Source organism: Psychromonas algarum (genome assembly GCF_004376845.1).
Lineage (GTDB): Bacteria > Pseudomonadota > Gammaproteobacteria > Enterobacterales > Psychromonadaceae > Psychromonas.
The window spans coordinates 25,094-47,279 of sequence record NZ_SNUW01000009.1 but is presented as its reverse complement, the minus strand read 5'-3'; the positions used below and the strand labels follow the sequence as shown (position 1 = coordinate 47,279).

General features: G+C 35.6%; 17 protein-coding genes. 5 read left to right on the top strand and 12 right to left on the bottom strand.

What is annotated here, in order from left to right:
• Nucleotides 1-72 precede the first annotated feature (72 nt).
• Together E2R68_RS09540 and E2R68_RS09535 are read right to left on the bottom strand one after the other, a co-directional pair.
• Nucleotides 73-1,305: an aspartate aminotransferase family protein gene (locus E2R68_RS09540; RefSeq protein WP_134277473.1), complete on the bottom strand. Its 1,233-nt coding sequence runs from the start codon at nucleotides 1,303-1,305 to the stop codon at nucleotides 73-75.
• 66 nt (nucleotides 1,306-1,371) lie between these two features.
• A complete protein-coding gene (locus E2R68_RS09535) occupies nucleotides 1,372-1,956 on the bottom strand; it encodes an anthranilate synthase component II (protein ID WP_134277472.1) in 585 nt (194 codons plus the stop codon).
• Between the two features lie 140 nt (nucleotides 1,957-2,096).
• On the opposite strand from E2R68_RS09535, the gene E2R68_RS09530 reads away from it, so the two are divergent.
• A complete protein-coding gene (locus E2R68_RS09530; RefSeq protein WP_134277471.1) occupies nucleotides 2,097-3,008 on the top strand; it encodes a TIGR01777 family oxidoreductase in 912 nt (303 codons plus the stop codon).
• A 1,797-nt stretch (nucleotides 3,009-4,805) separates the two neighbouring features.
• On the opposite strand, the gene E2R68_RS09525 is transcribed toward E2R68_RS09530, so the two are convergent.
• From E2R68_RS09525 to rpmH, 6 genes are all read right to left on the bottom strand, one after another.
• Nucleotides 4,806-5,735, bottom strand: a complete 930-nt coding sequence (locus E2R68_RS09525; protein ID WP_134277470.1) for a porin — start codon at nucleotides 5,733-5,735, stop codon at nucleotides 4,806-4,808.
• A 282-nt stretch (nucleotides 5,736-6,017) separates the two neighbouring features.
• On the bottom strand, nucleotides 6,018-7,385 hold the full coding sequence (gene mnmE / locus E2R68_RS09520; RefSeq protein WP_134277469.1) for a tRNA uridine-5-carboxymethylaminomethyl(34) synthesis GTPase MnmE: 1,368 nt from the start codon (nucleotides 7,383-7,385) through the stop codon (nucleotides 6,018-6,020).
• Nucleotides 7,386-7,494: 109 nt separating this feature from the next.
• Entirely contained in the window at nucleotides 7,495-9,162 is a 1,668-nt protein-coding gene (gene yidC / locus E2R68_RS09515) for a membrane protein insertase YidC (RefSeq protein WP_134277468.1), read from the bottom strand.
• A 14-nt stretch (nucleotides 9,163-9,176) separates the two neighbouring features.
• Nucleotides 9,177-9,440, bottom strand: a complete 264-nt coding sequence (gene yidD, locus E2R68_RS09510; RefSeq protein WP_134277467.1) for a membrane protein insertion efficiency factor YidD — start codon at nucleotides 9,438-9,440, stop codon at nucleotides 9,177-9,179.
• Nucleotides 9,407-9,763, bottom strand: coding sequence for a ribonuclease P protein component (gene rnpA, locus E2R68_RS09505; RefSeq protein ID WP_134277466.1), 357 nt, complete (start codon nucleotides 9,761-9,763; stop codon nucleotides 9,407-9,409). The genes yidD and rnpA overlap by 34 nt, the downstream gene beginning before the upstream one ends.
• 10 nt (nucleotides 9,764-9,773) lie before the next feature.
• On the bottom strand, nucleotides 9,774-9,908 hold the full coding sequence (gene rpmH, locus E2R68_RS09500; protein ID WP_084605455.1) for a 50S ribosomal protein L34: 135 nt from the start codon (nucleotides 9,906-9,908) through the stop codon (nucleotides 9,774-9,776).
• Nucleotides 9,909-10,423: 515 nt separating this feature from the next.
• Between rpmH and dnaA the strand changes: the two genes are divergently transcribed.
• The 4 genes from dnaA (at nucleotide 10,424) to gyrB (ending at nucleotide 16,524) form a co-directional block, all read left to right on the top strand.
• Nucleotides 10,424-11,797, top strand: a complete 1,374-nt coding sequence (dnaA, locus tag E2R68_RS09495; protein ID WP_134277465.1) for a chromosomal replication initiator protein DnaA — start codon at nucleotides 10,424-10,426, stop codon at nucleotides 11,795-11,797.
• 14 nt (nucleotides 11,798-11,811) lie between these two features.
• Nucleotides 11,812-12,915, top strand: a complete 1,104-nt coding sequence (gene dnaN / locus E2R68_RS09490) for a DNA polymerase III subunit beta (protein ID WP_134277464.1) — start codon at nucleotides 11,812-11,814, stop codon at nucleotides 12,913-12,915.
• Between the two features lie 89 nt (nucleotides 12,916-13,004).
• Nucleotides 13,005-14,087: a DNA replication/repair protein RecF gene (recF, locus tag E2R68_RS09485; protein WP_134277463.1), complete on the top strand. Its 1,083-nt coding sequence runs from the start codon at nucleotides 13,005-13,007 to the stop codon at nucleotides 14,085-14,087.
• Nucleotides 14,088-14,094: 7 nt separating this feature from the next.
• On the top strand, nucleotides 14,095-16,524 hold the full coding sequence (gene gyrB / locus E2R68_RS09480) for a DNA topoisomerase (ATP-hydrolyzing) subunit B (RefSeq protein ID WP_134277462.1): 2,430 nt from the start codon (nucleotides 14,095-14,097) through the stop codon (nucleotides 16,522-16,524).
• A 433-nt stretch (nucleotides 16,525-16,957) separates the two neighbouring features.
• Here gyrB and E2R68_RS09475 read toward each other — a convergent pair whose 3' ends face one another.
• The 4 genes from E2R68_RS09475 to glyQ form a co-directional block, all read right to left on the bottom strand.
• Nucleotides 16,958-17,203 (bottom strand): hypothetical protein, encoded by a 246-nt coding sequence (locus tag E2R68_RS09475; RefSeq protein ID WP_134277461.1) that lies wholly within the window; start codon nucleotides 17,201-17,203, stop codon nucleotides 16,958-16,960.
• A 179-nt stretch (nucleotides 17,204-17,382) separates the two neighbouring features.
• Nucleotides 17,383-18,645: a valine--pyruvate transaminase gene (locus E2R68_RS09470; protein WP_134277460.1), complete on the bottom strand. Its 1,263-nt coding sequence runs from the start codon at nucleotides 18,643-18,645 to the stop codon at nucleotides 17,383-17,385.
• Nucleotides 18,646-18,993: 348 nt separating this feature from the next.
• Nucleotides 18,994-21,060, bottom strand: a complete 2,067-nt coding sequence (gene glyS, locus E2R68_RS09465) for a glycine--tRNA ligase subunit beta (protein ID WP_134277459.1) — start codon at nucleotides 21,058-21,060, stop codon at nucleotides 18,994-18,996.
• 11 nt (nucleotides 21,061-21,071) lie between these two features.
• Nucleotides 21,072-21,980, bottom strand: a complete 909-nt coding sequence (glyQ, locus tag E2R68_RS09460; protein ID WP_134277458.1) for a glycine--tRNA ligase subunit alpha — start codon at nucleotides 21,978-21,980, stop codon at nucleotides 21,072-21,074.
• Between the last annotated feature and the right edge of the window lie 206 nt (nucleotides 21,981-22,186).

The following is a 22,186-nucleotide window of genomic DNA, read 5'->3' as shown; positions in this document are numbered from 1 at the left end:
TCCTAGTTTTTTAAATCTAATTGAAGCACAGTGTTATTGTTAACTTTCAAAATTAATAATAACACTTTGCTTTTAAATATTTTTATTATCGTTATTGTGGACAATATTCTTTACTGCTTGTTTTAATTTCAACATGCCTTGAATAATTAAGTCATCTGAAATATTTAAAGCAGGTGCAAAACGCAGTACATTTGCCCCAGCCACTAATATCAATAAACCTTGTTGTGCAGATTCTAAGAAAAATGCCTTTGCTTGGCCTTGATATTGCTCATTTAATACCGCACCTATTAACAAACCAGCACCACGAATCTCTTTAAATACGGAAAATTCATCATTAATCGCTTGTAAATGCTGACGTATTAATTGTTCTTTACGTTTAACACCCGCTAGCATTGTTTCAGTATTGATTAAATCAAATGCTTTTCCTGCTACTGCACATGCTAATGGGTTACCACCAAAAGTAGTACCATGTGTACCAACAGACAAATGTTTTGCAAAATCTGTTTTCGTTAACATAGCTGCAATTGGAAAACCTGCTCCTAATGATTTTGCAGATGTGAGGATATCAGGTACAACTTCTAATTCCATGTAAGCAAATAAATTACCCGTTCTCCCCATGCCAGTCTGTACTTCATCAAAAATCATTAAGGCATTGTGTTTATCACATAAGGCTCTTACACCTTGTGCAAAAACTGGGTCAATTGGTAAAACGCCGCCTTCACCTTGTAAAGGTTCTAAAATAACTGCACATGTTTTATCTGAAATAACTTTTTCAAGCGAACTTAAATCATTATATTCAAGATGAGTAATATCAGCTGGCTTAGGACCAAAACCGTCAGAATAAGTTGCTTGACCACCTGCTGTTACAGTAAAAAAAGTTCGTCCATGGAAACCTTGGTAAAAAGCAATAATTTCTGTTTTTTCAATTCCATATTGATCAAATGCAACACGACGCGCTAGTTTCAAAGCGGCTTCATTTGCTTCTGCGCCTGAATTAGCAAAAAACACTTTTTCAGCAAATGTATTATCAACTAATTTTTGAGCCAAACTTAATGCGGGTTCATTAGTATAAATATTACTGACATGCCATAGTTTTTTAGCCTGTTCGGTTAATGCCTCGATTAATTCAGGATGTGCGTGTCCTAAAGCATTAACTGAAATGCCACTTGTTAAATCAATATATTCTTTATCAACTTGATCCCACACTCGCGAACCTTCACCACGCACGGGGATCATGTCTAATGGAGCATAATTTGGCACCATTACTTGATCGAATAACGAACGGGTGATCTGAGTATTTGACATAACAAGCTCCTTTAACAGGTTAAATTACAAATAAAATATAAATTATAAAAAGGCTAATATACGCACTTATTTTGACAATCCAATAGACTGCTTAATAAAATTATTAAGCAGCATTAATCCTTGTTCAGAACGAATGCTTTCAGGATGGAATTGTACACCTTCTAATGCCATTTCTTTATGACGTATTGCCATTATTTCCTGACTTTTTATTACTCTTGCTGAAACATCAAAACATGAAGGTAAACTCTCTTCTTGCACAATAAGGCTATGATAACGTGTTACATCTAAAGGGGCATTTAAACCTTGAAAAACACCTTGATTATCATGCTTTATTAAAGAGTTTTTACCATGCATTACTTTTTCTGCACGTACCACATTAGCACCAAAAACTTGAGCAATGCTTTGATGCCCTAAGCACACACCTAAAATAGGGATTTCACCAGCAAAACGTTCAATGGCAGAAAGTGAAATACCCGCTTCATTAGGGGTGCAAGGGCCAGGAGATATCACGATATGTTCAGGGTTTAAATCAGCAATTTCTTGCAAACTAATTTGATCGTTACGCTTTATAATCACTTGTTGCTGTAACTCGCCAAAATACTGGACTAAGTTATAAGTGAATGAATCATAATTATCGATCATTAAAAGCATAATACGGGTCGTCTCAAGAAATAAAGATCCATTTTACCATTAGTAACGTATGTAATACATATAACATTAAGCGTAATTAAATGAACTACGTTATCAACGAGCAAGTCAATTAAATCACTAACACTTATAAAGGTATAAATATGGGGCAAACTACAGAGAAAAAAACTAATGTACTAATAAGCGGTGCATCAGGTTTAATTGGTAGTGCATTAAAACCTTTTTTAGAGGAGCAAGGTTACTCCGTTTATACTTTATCTCGTAGCGTTAATAACTCATCACCTTATTGGAATATTCAACAACAAAAAATACATCTAAATGGGGCTCCATTTCCAGACATTATCATTCACTTAGCTGGAGAAAACATTGTAAAGTCTCGTTGGACAAAAGAAGTAAAACAAGAAATAATAAAAAGTCGATTACAATCAACACAACTATTAGTTGATTACATTAATCGCTCAACAACTCCTCCAAGTCTTTTTATTTGCGCCTCTGCCATTGGGTTTTATGGTGATTGCAAACAACAGCAAGTCAATGAGAATACTAAAAAAGGCAAGCAGTTTGTAAGTGACTTAGCAGATCACTGGGAACAAATAACTCAACAAATTAAACAAAGCACAACACGAGTTGTTAATTTACGTACAGGTATTGTATTAAGTAAAAACGGCGGCGCTTTGGAAAAAATATTAACTCCTTTTAAGCTAGGATTAGGCGGTAAAATAGGTACCGGTGAGCAGATAATGAGTTGGATAGATCTGCAAGATCAACTCAACGCTATTTTATTTATCATGCAACACGTCGCTTTAAGTGGGCCAATTAACTTAGTTTCACCACATCCTGTCAGTAACAAAGAATTCTCTACAACACTAGCTAACATTTTAAAACGCCCTTGTTTGATACCTTTACCAAGGTTCATTATAAAGCTGTTATTTTCGCAAATGGGGGAAGAGTTATTATTATCAAGTACAAATGTACACCCTACAAAATTACTACAGGCAGGCTTTAAATTTGAAAGGGATTTATTAGAGAAAAGTTTGCAGAAACAGTTAATGTAACAATGCTAAAAGAGGTTTATACCGGTAATAAGTTATCTAAATTTTACGCTTATAAAACAATGTAGCTCAAAGCACAAATTGATGTAGAGGGCTGTTTCCTTTACGGAATTTACAACAAGGAAGAAGAGGGTTATTTATTGTGATTTCTATTATATGATTGAAGATATTAACTAAATCCCAAAAACAGGAAAGGGCAGCCTAAGCTGCCCTAATTTAGTCACTCTATCCAATCCGTGATAGTTGATGCTCCCTGCTATACATCCATTTGACTATGCCCATCTAGGCGTCCACTTCCCATTCCATCGGGTTCATCCGTGTTACATCCATATTAGATAAACATCTTGTCTATCCATCATCTCCCTATCCGTAGGAGGTGTCCTTCTTTTGTCATCCTGACTTAATATCAACAATCCTAGTCGATACTAACAACTTCATCCTGAAGTGTCCTACTCATCCATAAATTATAAAACATCCTGTTTTATAAGCTCTCATCCTGAGAGGTCCTAATTGTCATCCTGACAATACAGTAGGTTATTTGTTTTACATCCTGTAAATCACGTCCCCGTTTGCGAGACCAATATTACGGCTTTTGCAAAATATTTATTGCATATAAATACACCATCCCCTCTTTTCATTTGCTTAAAAAACAAACAAACACTTTTATTACAATGAGATACATTCAATATCATAAAATAAAATAAGGTATTTCACGATAAGATAGTGCTATAACCCCAGTGAGCAATGGTCGATCTCTCACAAAAATAAATTGCTATTTATAAAATATTTAATGAAATTGAAGATAATCTTAAAATAAGACAAAAAAGCAGCACTGTGTAGGGCTATAGACGAAGAAAAAGAATAAAAACTAATAAATAAAAGACATGCAGAAAGAATAATCCATTCCATTAAAAGCAGAATATTTAATATGAGTAATTGGAGTAGTAGATAATAATTTACATGCAGTGCTAGCTAAGGGTAGTTCTTTAATTAACTTAGATTCAAATTATTGGGGCTAACGCCAAAAACAGGAAAGGGCAGCCTAAGCTGCCCTAATTTAGTCACTCTATCTAATCCGTGATAGTTGATGCTCCCTGCTATACATCCATTTGACTATGCCCATCTAGGCGTCCACTTCCCATTCCATCGGGTTCATCCGTGTTACATCCATATTAGATAAACATCTTGTCTATCCATCATCTCCCTATCCGTAGGAGGTGTCCTTCTTTTGTCATCCTGACTTAATATCAACAATCCTAGTCGATACTAACAACTTCATCCTGAAGTGTCCTACTCATCCATAAATTATAAAACATCCTGTTTTATAAGCTCTCATCCTGAGAGATCCTAATTGTCATCCTGACAATACAGTAGGTTATTTGTTTTACATCCTGTAAATCACGTCCCCGTTTGCGAGACCAATATTACGGCTTTTGCAAAGTTTTATGCTGCTTTATTTATGCTGCAACTCACAAAAAGCGAACAAAAATAAAACAATTCATTTTAAAACAATAACTTACAGTAAATATAAAATCCAATAAAATAAGAAAAAAAGAGAGAAAAGAACAATGACGCTATTAGGTAATGGTCGATCTCTTACAAATAAACAATAGAAGATAATGATAAAAATGATGACATTAAATTTATTGAATAGTTTTTATACACACTGAACAAATTTATACCAAAAAATACCATTGGTATTAATACATGGAGAAGTAAATATAAATAAACAATCAGATAAAAAAATCCCAGCATTGCTGGGATTTATAAACACTAACTAAACGACTATTAATCTAATATTTAGAAGTCGTAACGAAGACCAGCTACTAGCGAATCTTCAGTTATGTTAGGATCAATCTCATCTTGATCAAGATATGCATAAGAAACAAAAGTACGAAGTGCAGAGTTGAAACGATATTGTGCTTCAAGTGCATACGCATTAGCCTTTGAACCATCAAGATCTTGGTTTCCTAAAATACCAATTAAACGGAATTTTTCAGTAAATTGATACTGAACAGCCGCTTCTAAAGAAGTAAAGTCTTCAGTCTTAGATGCATCACCCATTGCATATGTAACAGCCACATACAAATCATTTAAAGTGTAAGCAGCACCAAAAGTAGCCTGGTTTTGGTCGTTATCAGCATTAGTGTAAGAACCACCTAAATCTAAACCAAAATCAAATGAATATAGAGCCGATGCACCGTATGAATCACTATCAGCAGCATCTGAAGTAACGTAATCAAGGTTAACTGCTAACGCATCATCAAAAAATCCTTCAGAATAAACGAATGCACCTTTTTGTTTATCAGATGCACCATTAATAATTTGCTGAATACCAGAGTGAACAGATGCAATATCCGTCATGTTAGAGATCTGTACGTTGGCAGTATCTTGTTTACCGTAAGAAAAATCACCAAGTTGAGTACCTAAACCCGCAAATAAATAACGAGTAGAAAAATCACCATCCGGCTTATATTCAACCTCTGTAAAACCAAAACCAGTTAAACCTTCAGAGATTTCTGTTTCACCATCTAGATGAATACGAGCACGACTCATATCTTGCATTGAGCCATCTAATTTTTCCCCGCCATTACCTAAAAAGTCACCGCGTACTTCAACACGACCGCCAACATCTAATGATGTACCATCTGCGTCATATACTGTTGCAGCTTGTGCAGTTGCTGAAACTAGGCCAGCTAGAATTGCAGTTGATAATAATGTTTTTTTCATGGTTCCATCCGTATTTGTTTAATAAATAAATAAATGTATTGTAAATATATAAAATATATCTTTATTGTAGCGTTTTACAGCTTACTGTTGTTTACAAGGCAAGTCTAGACGGGTTTTGTGACATAAACATTACAAAATAGGTATATTGTCAAAAAGTAGATACAGATCACCTTTTTGATGAAGTTATCACTTACAGCATGATCTGTCTCTCTTGCAACTTTAAAATAGGGCGGGAATAGAGCTAAATAGATAAAAACATAGTAATAACAATAAGCTAGCTCTTTATTTACCAATACAAAAACTTGAAAAAATACGTCCCAATAAGTCATCAGAGGTAAATTCACCAGTGATCTCACTCAAATATTGTTGCGTTAAACGCAACTCTTCAGCAAGTAATTCACCAGCTTTATACTCTTCTAATTGTATTTTTCCTTCTAACAGATGCTCTTCAGCGTGATCAATTGCTTCTAAATGACGGCGTCTTGCCATAAAACCACCCTCTGTATTTCCTTGGTAACCCATAATATCTTTTAAGTGTTGTTTCAGTTCCTTAACACCTAAACCTGTTTTAGCCGATATTCTGTAAACAGGATGATTATCATGTTCAGTAATTGCTAATGACTCACCAGTTAAATCAGCTTTATTACGCACAACGGTTAGTCCAACATTAGTTGGTAGATGTTCAATAAAATCAGGCCATATTTCTCGCGGATCTTCTGCATCTGTTGTAGTTGCATCAAGCATAAACAAAATACGGTCTGCATTACGAATTTCATTCCAAGCACGTTCAATACCAATACGTTCAACTTCATCTGTACCTTCACGCAAGCCAGCAGTATCAATAATATGCAAAGGCATACCGTCTATATGCATGTGCTCACGCATTACATCCCTAGTCGTACCTGCAATATCCGTAACAATGGCACTTTCCTTACCAACAAGTGTATTTAATAAACTTGATTTTCCTGCATTTGGGCGACCAGCAATAACAACTTTCATACCATCTCGTAAGATAGCACCTTGCTTTGCTTGCTCTTTTACTGCTGTCAAATTATCAATTATTTGGTATAAATCTTTAGCAATTTTTCCATCACTTAAAAAATCAACTTCTTCTTCTGGAAAGTCAATTGAGGCTTCAACATAAATTCGTAAATAAATTAAGCTTTCAACTAGCTCATTTATTTTATTTGAAAATTCACCCTGTAATGAATTTAAAGCACTTTTAGCCGCTTGTTCAGAACTTGCTTCAATTAAATCAGCAATAGCTTCAGCTTGCGCTAAATCAAGCTTATCATTCATAAAAGCACGCTCAGAGAATTCGCCAGGATTCGCACTGCGTAAGTTTTTAATGGTTAAGATTGCTTTGATCAACATATCCATAACAACAGGGCCACCATGACCTTGTAGTTCTAAAACATCTTCACCTGTAAATGAATTAGGGCCTTTAAACAAGAGTGCAATACCTTGGTCTAGCACATTATTATTTTGATCATGAAATGGCAGATATTCTGCATAACGGACTTTAGGTACTCTCCCTAAAATAATCTCTGCAACTGCTTCTGCATCAGGTCCAGAAACACGCACAATGCCAACGCCACCTCGGCCTGGTGCAGTTGCTTGAGCAACAATAGTATCAGTAGCTTTTATCATGTTCTGTTCCTAAAAATTAAAGCAATAAAAAAGGCGACTATTATAGTCGCCTTTTCTTAATTACTAAATAACTGAGTTATTTATAATCAATCTTTGTTGTATAGCTTAGCTACTTCTTCGTACCTAAACCTTGTTTTTCAAACTGTCGGTAGATAATAGTTTGCTGAGTTAATGTGACGAGGTTACTCATTAACCAGTAAAGTACTAGACCTGCAGGGAACCACAAGAAGAAGAAAGTAAATAAGATCGGCATAAACTTCATTATTTTCTGCTGCATCGGATCTTGAACCGCTGAAGGAGACATTTTTTGAATGAAGAACATACTCACACCCATTAGGATCGGCAGAATGTAGTACGGGTCTTGTACTGATAAATCTTGGATCCAGAACATAAATGGTGCGTGACGTAATTGAACGGCTTCCATTAATGACCAGTATAAAGCGATGAATATAGGCATCTGCAATAGAATTGGGAAACAACCACCTAATGGGTTTACTTTCTCTTCTTTGTATAGTGCCATCATTGCTTTTGATACTTTCTGACGGTCTTCACCGTAGCGATCACGCAACTCTTTAATCTTAGGTTGTAACAGACGCATTTTTGCCATTGACGTATATTGTGCTTTTGTCAGTGGATATAAACAGCCTTTCACAGTAAAGGTGATCAAGATAATTGCAACACCCCAGTTACCAACGATACCTTGGAAGAACAGTAATAACTTAAATAATGGTTGTGCAAGCCACCATAACCAACCGTAATCAACAGTTAAGTCTAAGTGTTTGCCCACTTGAGCCATCTCTTCTTGTAATTTAGGACCAATCCAAAGATTAGTTGCAAATTTTTCAGTACTGTTAGGCGCAATGGTTTTGATAGGAGATTTAAATCCAATCGTTGCATCTTTATTTTGAATAATTCGACTATATAACACGTTGTTATCAGTAGCATCAGGTACCCAAGCAGACACAAAATAATGCTGTAACATTGCAACCCAACCGCCTTCAGTTGTTTTGTTTAGGTCACGGTCAACCATGTCATCAAATTTATATTTGCTGTACTTAGTCTCAGTAGTTGAGAAAGCACCACCACGATAAACAGGCATCATCAAGTTAGTTGAGTGGTCTTGTAACGACTCTTTTAACTGACCGTATAATTGCACGTTCATTTCATTCGCTGATTTATTCTCAATAGTGTAATCAACGTGAACGTTATAATCGTTACGGTTTAATGTGAAGGTTTTGGTGAATACGTTACCTTGTGGATCAACATAGCGTAATGCAGTTGATACAGAATCAGCATCTTCAGCGATAACACTATTTTCTTTATCCACAGTATAGAAAGGGCGACCTTTAGGGTTTGCATCTGGACCTTGCTTACCAATTAATCCACTTTGTGCAATGTAAGTAAAGTCACTACCACTTTCTAATAAACGAAATGGTTTTTCTGAATGTAATTGCTCATCTTGTTCTAACAAGTCAGCAACTACAACGTCACCACCGATTAAGGTAATTTCTAAACGTAGTTTGTCATTCTCTAACACTGCAACCTTGCTAGAAGGTAACTCAGATGGCACTGGAGCTGCTTTTGTTCCATGATCTGATGAAGCAGGAATGTCTGCACTATGATTACTCGTCGTTGGTACCGATGAGTGCGTCGTTGTTTGCTCTGTTGTTTGTGCTGCAGCAACAGGCTGAGGGTTTTGCTCACCAACCCAAGCTTGATATAGCAAAAAGCTAACAAACATGAGAGCGAGTAAAAGTAAATTGCGTTGTGAATCCATAACGTATTATATCTCTAAAGTTTAGGTTTATTTTTATTAGCGCAACAAGGTGGTACAGGATCATATCCACCGTTATGTAAAGGATGACATTTTACAAGGCGGCAAGCCGCTAGCCAACATCCTTTTATCATACCATGACTCTTAATTGCTTCTATCGCATAATGTGAACAAGTTGGCGTAAATCGACAACGAGGCCCAATCATAGGACTAATAACTAATTGATAACCGCGAATGAATTTAATTGCTAACCATTGCAACGCTGCACTAATTTTCGCCATAACTTATCCAATACTTTATTAAGCTCTTGATTTGATAAATCAGCAATACCAGCTTTAGCAACGACAACGATGTCGATGTTTGGAAGCTCATGTTGTTGAAGACGAAATTGTTCTCTTACAATGCGGCGAATACGATTACGTCCTACAGCAAGTTTAATGTGCTTTTTAGGGATAGCCATACCAATACGAGGGTGTTCAAAAGTATTTTTTCTAGCAAGAAGAGTTAAGTGTGGAGATACTGCCGGAATAGCATTTTTAAATACAGGTTGAAAATCTTCGGGAGTTAACAGACGCAACTCCCGAGAAAACGAATAATTCACCACGTCTGGTAAATTATGCGCTTAAGCTAGCGCGGCCTTTAGCACGACGACGAGCTAATACGGCACGACCGTTCTTAGTCGCCATACGAGTTCTAAAACCGTGTGAACGCTTACGCTTTGTGTTGCTTGGTTGAAAAGTACGTTTCATGCTCTTTTCCACTTATTGTTAAGTACTGTACAGTAGCCAATTTTTTTAATGTATTGTTGGTTAATAACTAATAAAGTTACCAAGCAATAATAATCAAAAGCGTTAGCCGATTAAAAAGAGAGCGAATTCTATTGATTGATCGACTAAAAGTCAATCAGAGATGCTTCTTTCTGGCAGATTAAATTTACATTTCCTTAAAATTAATTCTAAGAAGATAAATTATCACTGCGAGCCAAACTTAAAAGTTAGGGTGGCGCGATTATATATAAGCCGCGTGAATTAGCAAGGATCTTCCCTGATCTTATAAAAGAAGATTTCTAAATAGACAAACGATCGTGTTGTGGATAAACCATTCAACACCTTATATTACCTAGTGACAACCTTGTGGATGCTTTAACCATTGAATCAGATCAAATACAAGGATCTTTTTTTTCTTTTTGTTACCTGATCTTGTGGCGTCATTACGATCTTATCGGTAGAATTATGCGCCCTAATGTATCAACTGGAGTTCAACAATGTCCCTCGCTATTTGGCAAGAATGTTTAGCACAATTAAAAGATGAGCTATCAGCAGGAGACTTTAGTACTTGGTTACGCCCTTTACAGGCTGAATTTAACAATAATACTTTGTCATTATACTCACCAAATAAATATACCAGTGAGTGGGTGCGTGAAAAGTACATGGATTTAATTGAAACCAAACTACAAACATTAATTCATGCAGTCGATGCAAAACAAACTATTCAAATACGTTTATTAGTAGGAACAGCAAATGCTGCATCTAATAAACCAACAGCAAAACCTGCTGCAGCAGTTAATACAAACCAGCCATGGGAAGCGGAAGCAAAATCACCAACGATTGCCCATAAAAGTAATTTAATCAAAAAATATACTTTTGATAACTTTGTGGAAGGTAAATCAAATAATTTTGCCATTGCAACAACACAACAAATTGCAGAAAATCCTGGTGATGTTTATAACCCACTATTTTTATATGCGCATCCAGGGTTAGGTAAAACACATTTATTACATGCGGTAGGTAATGCGATTGTTGCAGAAAACCCAGATAGTAAAGTGGTATATATTCGCTCTGAACGTTTTGTTCAAGATATGATCAATTCAATCCGTAATAATACTATTGAACAATTTAAAGAATATTACGCTTCATTAGATGCACTATTAATAGATGATATTCATTTCTTTGCAGGTAAAGATCGCTCTCAAGAAGTTTTATTCCAAACATTTAACTCGATGTTGGATGCACATCAGCAAGTTATTTTAACAAGTGACCGCTTTCCAAAAGAAATTGAAGGTATAGATGAACGTTTACGTACTCGTTTTGGTTGGGGATTATCTATCCCAATCGATCCACCTGAATTAGAAACACGTGTTGCCATCTTAATCACTAAAGCAGAAGAACGTGGTTTAAAATTGCCTGATGATGTTGCTTTCTTTATTGCCAAACGTCTTACCATTACAGATGTTCGTGTACTTGAAGGTGCGATTGCGAATATTTCAGCTAAAGCACAATTTACTGGCCAAGATATTACTATCTCATTAGTACAAGATGCATTACGTGATATGTTAGCAGTACATACGAAACAAACGACGGTTGATAATATTCAAAAAGTGGTTGCAGAGCATTACCGCATCAAAATATCTGATATGTCTTCTAAGCGTCGTACACGCACGGTAGCTCGCCCACGTCAAATTGCCATGGCATTAGCAAAAGAATTAACACAACATAGCTTGCCAGAAATTGGAGAAGCTTTTGGTGGGCGTGACCACACCACAGTTTTACATGCTTGCCGTAAAGTGGAAGAACTACGTCGTGAAAATAACGACATCCAAGAAGATTACAAAATACTTATCCGCACATTGTCGATGTAAGAAAGGGTTATCTAATGAAATTTACTATTTCTCGTGAAGTATTATTACGACCATTACAATTAGTAGTAGGCTCTGTTGCCGGTGGCCGTCCTGCTTTACCTATCATGGGTAATATTCTAATTGAAGTAAAAGATAACTATTTAAACTTAACTGGTACTGACTTAGAAGTAGAACTAATGGCGCAAATCCCATTAGAACTTGCCTCAGAAGAAGGGGCGATCACAGTACCTGCGCGCAAATTATTAGATATTTGCCGTGGTTTATCTGATCCATGTGAAGTCACTTTTGAAGTTAAAAATGAACGCGTGACAGTTAGATCTGGGCGTAGTCGTTATTTACTTTCTACATTACCATCGATTGATTTCCCTAATATCGAGTCATGGCAGAGTTTGGTTGAATTAACTGTGCCACAAAACGAATTTAAAAAGTTGATTGAATTCACTCAATTTGCAATGGCTAGCCAAGATGTTCGTTATTATCTCAATGGTATGTTCTTTGAAGTATCAGGTAATACCTTACGCAGCGTTTCAACAGATGGACATCGCCTAGCTTCATGTGCAATCAATATTGATCAAAACATTGAAGAGCAATCAGTTATCGTACCTCGTAAAGGGGTATTAGAGTTGGTTAAGTTGTTAGATAAAGACCAAGCAAACGTTACCATTCAACTAGGTAAAAATAACTTGCGCGCTATTATTGATGGTTTTGTCTTTACCACAAAATTGGTCGATGGACGCTTCCCTGATTATCGTCGAGTTATCCCACAAAATGGTGATAAAGAATTAATCTCTGGACGAGAAACTCTTAAACAAGCTTTCAGTCGTGCAGCTATTTTATCTAATGAAAAATTTCGTGGTGTACGTTTAACTTTGTCTGAAAACTTATTAAAAATTACAGCAAATAATCCAGAACGAGAAGAAGCAGAAGAATACATTGATGTAGATTATCATTCTGCAGAATTAGAAATTGGCTTTAATGTAAGTTATGTACTCGACGTATTAAACACATTAAAAAGCGAACAAGTAAAAATAACATTCAGCACATCAGATCACAGTGCACTGATTGAGTCCCTTGATAGTGATGACTCACTATATGTACTAATGCCAATGCGTTTATAGCAACAATTATAAGATAAAATTTGTGTTTATCAGACTGTTGTTATCAGCATTTCAATACAAGTCTCCACCAACATTCAAGGAATTGATTAATGTCATTACAGAAATTAGTCATTAATCAATTCCGAAATATTGATTCAGCCTCCATTACCTTTCATCCTAAAATTAATTTAATTTTTGGCGAAAATGGCAGTGGAAAATCATCATTATTAGAAGCTATTTATTTACTCGGTTTAGGGCGTTCTTTTCGCACCCATTTAACTAACCGCGTGATCCAATATGAACAAACTCACTTTACTTTATATAGTGAAGTAAATTATCAACAACGTTTATTACCTATCGGTTTACAAAAATCAAAAAGTGGCGAGACCACACTCAAAATTGATGGCCAAGTCGCGAAAAAATTAGCAGCATTAACACAATACATTCCAATACAATTAATCACACCAGAAAGTACTAGTTTACTATCGGGCAGCCCTAAAAATCGCCGTGCTTACCTAGATTGGGGCGTTTTTTATCACGATCCTACATTTTATAGTAACTGGTCTCGCATAAAGCGAATTTTAAAGCAAAGGAATGCAGCTTTAAAGCAATGTAACGCTTACAAAGAGCTCCAAGTGTGGGATAATGAACTTTGTGTCTTGAGTGAGCAAATCAGCGCACAGAGGGCCGATTACTTTGCGAAATTACAGCCTTTAATAGAACAAACTATTGCAGATTTTTTGCCTGAGTTTACTATCAAAAGCCATTTTTTTTGCGGATGGGATAAAAACAATAAACCATTAGCACAATATTTATCTGATAATTTTCATCGTGATAAACAGTTAGGCTACACAAGCATTGGCCCACAAAAAGCAGATTTAAAGATAAAAATCAATAACTTACCTGTTGATGACGTATTATCAAGAGGGCAGTTAAAACTACTCGTTTATGCGTTACGTTTAGCACAGGGATTATTTTTAAATGCAATTGATCATAAGCAGTGTGTTTTTTTAATTGATGATTTTAGTTCTGAACTCGATAGTACTAAACAAAAAGTATTAGCAAAACATATTATAGAATCAGACGCACAAGTATTTATTAGTGCTATTTCAGCAAATAGCATTGAAGATTTATTTACGCAAGAACGCACTCTGTTTCACGTGAAACAGGGTAAAATTACAGTAGAAAGGTGAAAGTTTTATGGCTGAGAATAGTTATGATTCGTCAAGTATTAAGGTACTAAAAGGGTTAGATGCGGTTCGTAAACGCCCTGGTATGTATATCGGTGATACCGATGATGGTACGGGTCTACACCACATGGTCTTTGAGGTTTTAGATAACTCAATCGATGAAGCTCTAGCAGGCCACTGTAGCGATATTATCTGTACTATCCATACTGATGGTAGTGTTTCAGTACGAGATGATGGCCGTGGTATTCCTGTCGATATGCATGAAGAAGAAGGTGTATCAGCAGCTGAAGTTATTATGACGGTGTTACATGCCGGTGGTAAATTTGATGATAACTCATACAAAGTATCAGGTGGTTTACACGGTGTAGGTGTATCGGTTGTAAATGCATTATCAGATAAATTACGTTTAACTGTTAAGCGAAGTGGACATATACATCAACAAACTTACGCTAAAGGTGAACCAGAAGCACCTATTGGCATTATTGGTGATACCGATCAAACGGGTACTGAAATCCGTTTTTGGCCAAGTCCTTCTACGTTTTCTGACACTAAATTCCATTACGATATTTTAGCAAAACGTTTACGTGAATTATCATTCTTGAATTCAGGCGTCTCAATTAAATTAGTTGATAAACGCGAAGAAGATAAAGCAGACCATTTTCACTATGAAGGCGGTACTCGTGCGTTTGTTGAATACTTAAATCAAAACAAAACACCTGTTCACAGTAAAGTTTTCCATTTTAATACTGAACATGAAGATGGCACAGCCGTTGAAGTTGCAATGCAATGGAACGATGGTTTCCAAGAAAACATTTATTGTTTTACTAACAACATCCCTCAACGTGATGGTGGTTCACATTTAACTGGTTTCCGTGGTGCATTAACACGTACTCTTAATTCTTATATTGAAAAAGAATTAGCTAAAGTTAAAAACAATAAAAATAAAACAACAACTGAAGGTGGAGATTCTCGTGAAGGTTTAACAGCAGTTATCTCTGTTAAAGTACCTGATCCTAAATTCTCTTCACAAACAAAAGATCGCTTAGTTTCATCTGAAGTACGTCCAATTGTTGAAAGTGCAATGAATGAACGTTTACAAGAGTTTTTATTAGAAAATCCTAATGAAGCTAAAGTTATTGTAGGTAAAATTGTTGATGCAGCACGAGCTCGAGAAGCAGCTCGTAAAGCACGTGACATGACTCGTCGTAAAGGTGCATTAGACCTAGCGGGTTTACCTGGTAAATTAGCAGATTGCCAAGAGAAAGACCCAGCTCTTTCTGAACTATACATAGTGGAAGGGGACTCGGCTGGCGGAAGTGCGAAACAAGGCCGATCTCGCAAAAACCAAGCAATTTTGCCGCTTAAAGGTAAAATCCTAAACGTTGAAAAAGCACGTTTTGATAAGATGCTATCTTCTCAAGAAGTAGCCACCCTAATTACTGCATTAGGTTGCGGTATTGGACGTGACGAATATAACCCAGAGAAAACACGTTATCATCGCATTATTATCATGACCGATGCCGATGTCGATGGTTCTCATATTCGTACCTTATTATTAACTTTCTTCTACCGTCAAATGCCAGAATTGATTGAAAATGGATTTATCTATATTGCTCAACCACCACTATATAAAGTGAAAAAAGGTAAGCAAGAAAACTATATTAAAGATGATCCTGCATTACAGTCATACTTAACTGCACTTGCAATGGAAGGCGCTTCATTACATGTGAATAACGAAGCTCCAGGCATTACAGGTGTTGCTTTACAAGGAATGATTGACCGTTACCGTACTGCACAAGAAACAATTGTACGCTTAACTCGTCGTTTCCCAAATGTGGTATTAGATAAACTAATCTACCAACCAGAATTAAAAGCAAGTGATTTAGCTAATGCAGAACATGCTAAACAATGGGCAGAAGAAATTATTAAAGTTTTAAATCGCGAAGATTTAGAAGGAACTTCTTATAAAGCTGAAGTCGTTAAATCAGAAGATGAATTCTCAAATAATATTATCTTTAGTGTTCGTAAGCATGGTATTGATACCGTTTATACATTTGATGAAGAGTTCTTTGGTTCAATAGAATATAAATCACTAGTCTCTTTAGGTTTAGAAATTCAAAACCTATTAGAAGATGGTGCTTACATTCAACGTGGTGAACGTACTAAACCTGTAGATAACTTTATCGAAGCTGTAAACTGGTTAATGCACGAATCAAAACGTGGCTTATATATTCAACGATACAAAGGTCTAGGAGAGATGAATCCTAGTCAGTTGTGGGAAACAACAATGGATCCAAATACACGTCATATGTTACAAGTGACCATTGAAGATGCTGTTGGTGCAGACCAATTATTTACAACATTAATGGGTGACCATGTAGAACCTCGTCGAGCATTTATTGAAAAGAATGCATTACGCGTAGGTAACATTGATATTTAATCTTAACGATTATTTATAACCTTTAAAAAAACCAGCTAACCAGCTGGTTTTTTTATAACAACAGATTTATACCAAAAGAAAGTTCGTTAAATTATTAATAATCGATTTGATAGGCCATTCCACATACTATAAATAAAAGCGCTGAATAATGAGTACCTTCATTAGGTGAAAATTAAACTGCATTCAATTTCAATAAAAAGATTAACCTGTTGTTTGCTTTGGATTTTGGATAGGGATTGATGCTTATTATCTTGAGAGTAAAGCATGATGGTAATTGCATAGATTAACTACCTACTAATGATAGTTAATAAAGACAAGGAACCGTTAAAATAGAAAACAGAATGCTACTGGCTATAATCATTCATCATCACTCAAAAAACGACAACAAGAAGAAACACATACTTAAAAAAAAGACTATGATACAAAAATAGTGTTATTTGAAAATATCTTTCTTAAAAAAATACTGCCTATCACTATTAGTAATGCTTATTTTACAGCCTAAAAATAAACTAATAATTAACCCAACAATAATAAAACCAGAAAAGAAGAGCATTAAAATCAAAAACCACAGTAGCTGTAGTTCAATAATAATTTGATTATAACGGTTTTCTAATAGGATTTTTCGTGATTTCAAAAACTTCAAAATCCCTTTTCCATCAACTTTTATATCATTTTTCATATTGATACTCCTTTACCTAATTTATGTTTCACGTGAAACAAAACTCAAACGGATTACATTAAGCATGTTATCTAAATTCATCGTAGAAAAAACAATTTAATTAAAGGCGTAAATTACTGTTCCCTTAATAAATTCACAACGAGTGAGTGGGCTACTTAATAAGTAAATAGATAAGTTGATTAATATGACATGTTATTATCGTAAAGTTCATTTACTGTTTTCGCTAAAATATCAATACCACGCTCAACAACTGTTGCATCCTGTGCATAGTTCAAACGAATACATTCTTGAGTATGTGGCCAATCTTGCTCTAAACCTGGAAAGAAATAATGGCCAGAAACAACAATCACCCCTTTTTCTTTTAGTTTTTTATAAAGCTCACTAGAACTAATAGGTAGATCTTTAAACCATAACCACAAGAATAAAGCTCCTTCAGCTTTATGGATCCTAAAGTTTTTATTACAGATTTTTTGACGTAATAATTCAATTGCTACTTGAGATTTCTGTTGATAGAAAGGTTTAATCACATTATTACTCAATGTAATTATTTCTTTACTTTTAATTAACGGTAAAGCGATTTCTGGACCAATCCCACCGGGAGAAAGTGCCATAATGCCAGATAAATTCGACATTGCTTTAATAATAGTAGGGTTCGCAATAACTATTCCACAACGAGCTCCCGGTAAACCAAACTTAGATAAGCTCAAACATAAGATAGTATTATCATTAAAATGAGGTTTTACCTCTTCAAAGATAATATTAGGGAAAGGGGTTCCATAAGCATTATCAATTATTAAAGGGATATTATGCTGCTTAGCTAACGCATCTAATTTACTTATTTCAAGATCAGTTAAAACATTACCTGTTGGATTAGTTGGTCTCGAAACGCAAATAGCACCAATGTTTTCTGTTATTTTTAATGCATCAAAATCAATATTGTATTTAAATTGTTGGTTTTCTAATTCAGTTATCTTAGGACGAACAGCTACAAAGACATCTTCAGAAACACTTGCATCGGCATAACCAATATATTCAGGCGCTAATGGGAATAAAATTTTACGTTTTTTACCACTACTAAAATTACCGGCTAACAAGTTAAATAAATAGAAGAATGCATTTTGACTACCATTTGTCAGCATGATGTTATCAGCAGTTAAGTTCCAACCATATAAATCATTAAACAAATGAGCAATAGAAGTGATGAATGTGTCTTTACCTTTTGGTCCATCATAATTTGCTAAGGTATCAACTAACTTACCTTGGTCTAACAACTCTTGCATTAATGCAGTCAAACGATCTTGTATTTCAGGAATAGCAGCGGGATTACCACCACCTAACATTAAAATATCATCTCCGCCTTTCACACCTTTATTTAGATCATCCATTAACTCCGTAATTCCAGAGTGTCTTGTAAATTTATTTCCAAATATCGAATAAGGCATAGATAAAACTTCCTAAATAAAAAAGAGTTAAAACAAAGTAATAAACTGGAATTGTTTCATGTGAAACAATTCACATGCAAATACTATTTAGATAAATTACAAAAATACCTAATAGTAAAAATATGCTGTAAATAATAATGAGTACATCATTCAAACTTACGTAGGTAATATTTAATAAATAACAACTTCATTTAGACTTACAAAATAATTTCCATCTAACATTTACAATTTAAACGTAACCAGTCACAGAAAAATCTAGCAAACTGTTTCACGTGAAACAAAAAAGCCCAGCGTAAACTGAGCTTTTAAAGAGAGCAATAAAGTCGCTCACCATGAGCTAAAAGTAAATTACAACACCGATACATCTGCAACTTGTAAGAACAAGTTACGTAAACGATTCAATAATGCTAAACGGTTCTGTTTAACAGCTAAGTCATCAGCCATTACCATTACATTATCAAAGAAAGCATCTACAGGCGTTTGTAAGCTAGCTAACTCAAACAAGGCAGACTCGTAGTCGCCTGAAGCAAATAGAGGGCTTAATTTACTCTCTAGAGTCGCTAAAACATCAGCAAGTACCTTCTCAGCATCTTCTTCTAACAAACTAGTATTAACATCACTATTAATATCTTCTTTTACTTTTGCAAGAATATTACTAATACGTTTATTAGCAGCAGCAATTGGAGCAGCTTCTGGCAAGGTTTGGAATTTAGCAACAGCTTTAATTCGTTTCTCAAAATCAACTGGTTTAGTAGGACGACGCTCTAATACAGATTGAATCAATTCAACTGAATAACCGTTTGCTTGATAAGTTGCACGGAAACGAGCGAATAAGAACTCAACCACATCATTAACAACATTTTCATTTGTTAATTTATCAGCATATTGTGTTTTAGCTATTTCCACTAACTCGACAATATCTAAGTCTAAGTTTTTATCTGTAATGATACGTAACAGACCAATTGCAGCACGACGTAATGCAAACGGGTCTTTATCACCTTTAGGTGCTTGGCCAATACCAAAGATACCTACTAACGTATCTAACTTATCAGCTAATGAAACTGCACAAGCCACTAAAGAAGTAGGTAGTTTATCGCCAGCAAAACGTGGTAAATATTGTTCGTTTAATGCAACAGCAACATCTTCATGTTCACCATCAAAACGAGCGTAATACATCCCCATAACACCTTGCACGTCAGGGAATTCCATTACCATTTCAGACATTAAATCTGCTTTTGACAATAAACCAGCACGTTGTGCATGTTCAGGATTTGCTTCAATCTTAGTCGCAACTTTTTCCGCAACAGCACTGATACGCTCAGATTTTTCTTTTAACGTACCTAACTGTTTTTGGAATAACACAGTTGATAAAGAATCTAAACGACTCTCTAATGTTTTCTTTTTATCTGTTTCAAAGAAAAACTCAGCATCAGCTAAACGAGGACGAACTACTTTTTCGTTACCAGAAACAACTTGTTTTGGATCGCGACTCACAATGTTTGAAACAAAAATAAAGCGAGGTAATAAATTGCCTTCTTTATCTAATACTGGGAAGTATTTCTGATTATCTTTCATTGTGTAGATAAGTGCTTCAGAAGGAACTTCTAAGAATTTCTCTTCAAATGATCCCACTAATGTAACAGGCCATTCAACTAAAGAAGTAACTTCTTCTAATAACTCGTCATCAATAGCTGCAACACCATTTTCATGTGCAGCAAGTGCTTCTACTTGTTCACGAATAATCGCTTTACGACGTTCGTAATCAACAATAACTTTACCCGAGTCATCTAATAACGTTTGGTAATGATCTGCATGCATTAGCGTTAATTGAGCATCACCCATGAAACGATGTCCACGAATAACACGGTCAGAAGCAACACCTAATAATTCACCTTGAATTAATTTATCGCCAAATAACATAGTAACTGTGTGTACTGGGCGAATAAACTGAGTACTCGCACTTCCCCAGCGCATTGGTTTAGCAATTGGTAACTTCGATAAAGCCGTTGCAGCAATGCTAGGGATCAGCGATTTAACATGCTGTCCTTTAACTTCTGATTTAAATAATAACCACTCGCCTTTATCCGTCACTAAACGTTCAGCTTGTTCAACAGTAATACCGTTTGAACGAGCCCAACCTTGAGCTGCTTTAGTTGCAACACCGTTATCATCAAAAGCAACATTTACAGCAGGACCACGTTTCTCAACCACTTTATCTGCTTGAGCCGCTTCCAAGTTAGTAACCACTACAGCTAAACGTCTTGGAGATGCGAGCCAATCAACTTTTTCAAAAGTTAATTCTGCTTTATTTAATTCTGCTTCAACATTACTAGCAAATGACTCAGCAAGTTTACGAAGTGATTTTGGTGGTAACTCTTCGGTTCCCAATTCAATCAATAAATTTTCTTGTGACATTAAACTTGCCTCTATTTATTTAAATTTTTACAAAGTGGGAAACCAAGCGCTTCACGCTTAGCGTAATAAGCTTCAGCAACTGCTTTTGATAATGAACGTACACGTAAGATATAACGTTGACGTTCAGTTACTGAAATTGCATGACGAGCATCTAACAAGTTAAATACATGAGATGCTTTCATTACTTGCTCATAAGCAGGTAATGGTAAACCAGCTTCAATTAGGCCTTGGCTATCTTTTTCACATTGATCAAACTTTGTAAATAACGCATCAACATCTGCATATTCAAAGTTATAAGTTGATTGTTCAACTTCATTTTGGTGGAAGATATCACCGTAAGTCACTTTACCCATTGGACCATCTGTCCACACTAGGTCATAAATACTGTCAACACCTTGAATATACATTGCAAGACGTTCTAGGCCATAAGTGATTTCACCGGTAACAGGTGAACACTCAAGACCACCAACTTGTTGGAAATAAGTAAACTGCGTTACTTCCATGCCATTTAACCAAATTTCCCAGCCTAAACCCCAAGCCCCTAAGGTTGGTGATTCCCAGTTATCTTCAACGAAACGAATATCATGGATTGATGTATCGATACCAATCTCTTCAAGTGACTTTAAGTACAACTCTTGAATGTTCTTCGGAGAAGGTTTTAATACCACTTGGAATTGGTAATAATGCTGCAAGCGATTAGGGTTTTCACCGTAACGACCATCAGTAGGACGACGACATGGCTGAACATAAGCACTGCTCATTGGCTCAGGACCAATTGAACGTAAGAATGTTTGCGGGTGGAATGTTCCAGCACCCACTTCCATATCAAGAGGTTGTACGATCGCACAACCTTGGCGAGCCCAAAAGTCTTGCAATGCAAGAATCAGCCCTTGGAATGTTTTTGTATCGAATTTTTGCATGATGTTGGCTTCGAGTTGATTAAAAAAAATGAGTCGATATTATACCCATTCAAGGGCATCTATACCACTAACAGTTTTAACTTGTATATATCTACAAAGGTAGCTTAAGAAAACACACTTTAAATCCCCAAATAAACTCTCAGTCAAAAAGTCTCCCTATACAAAAAATATCTATTCTTACATCAGATAAGCACCCGAATGAACAT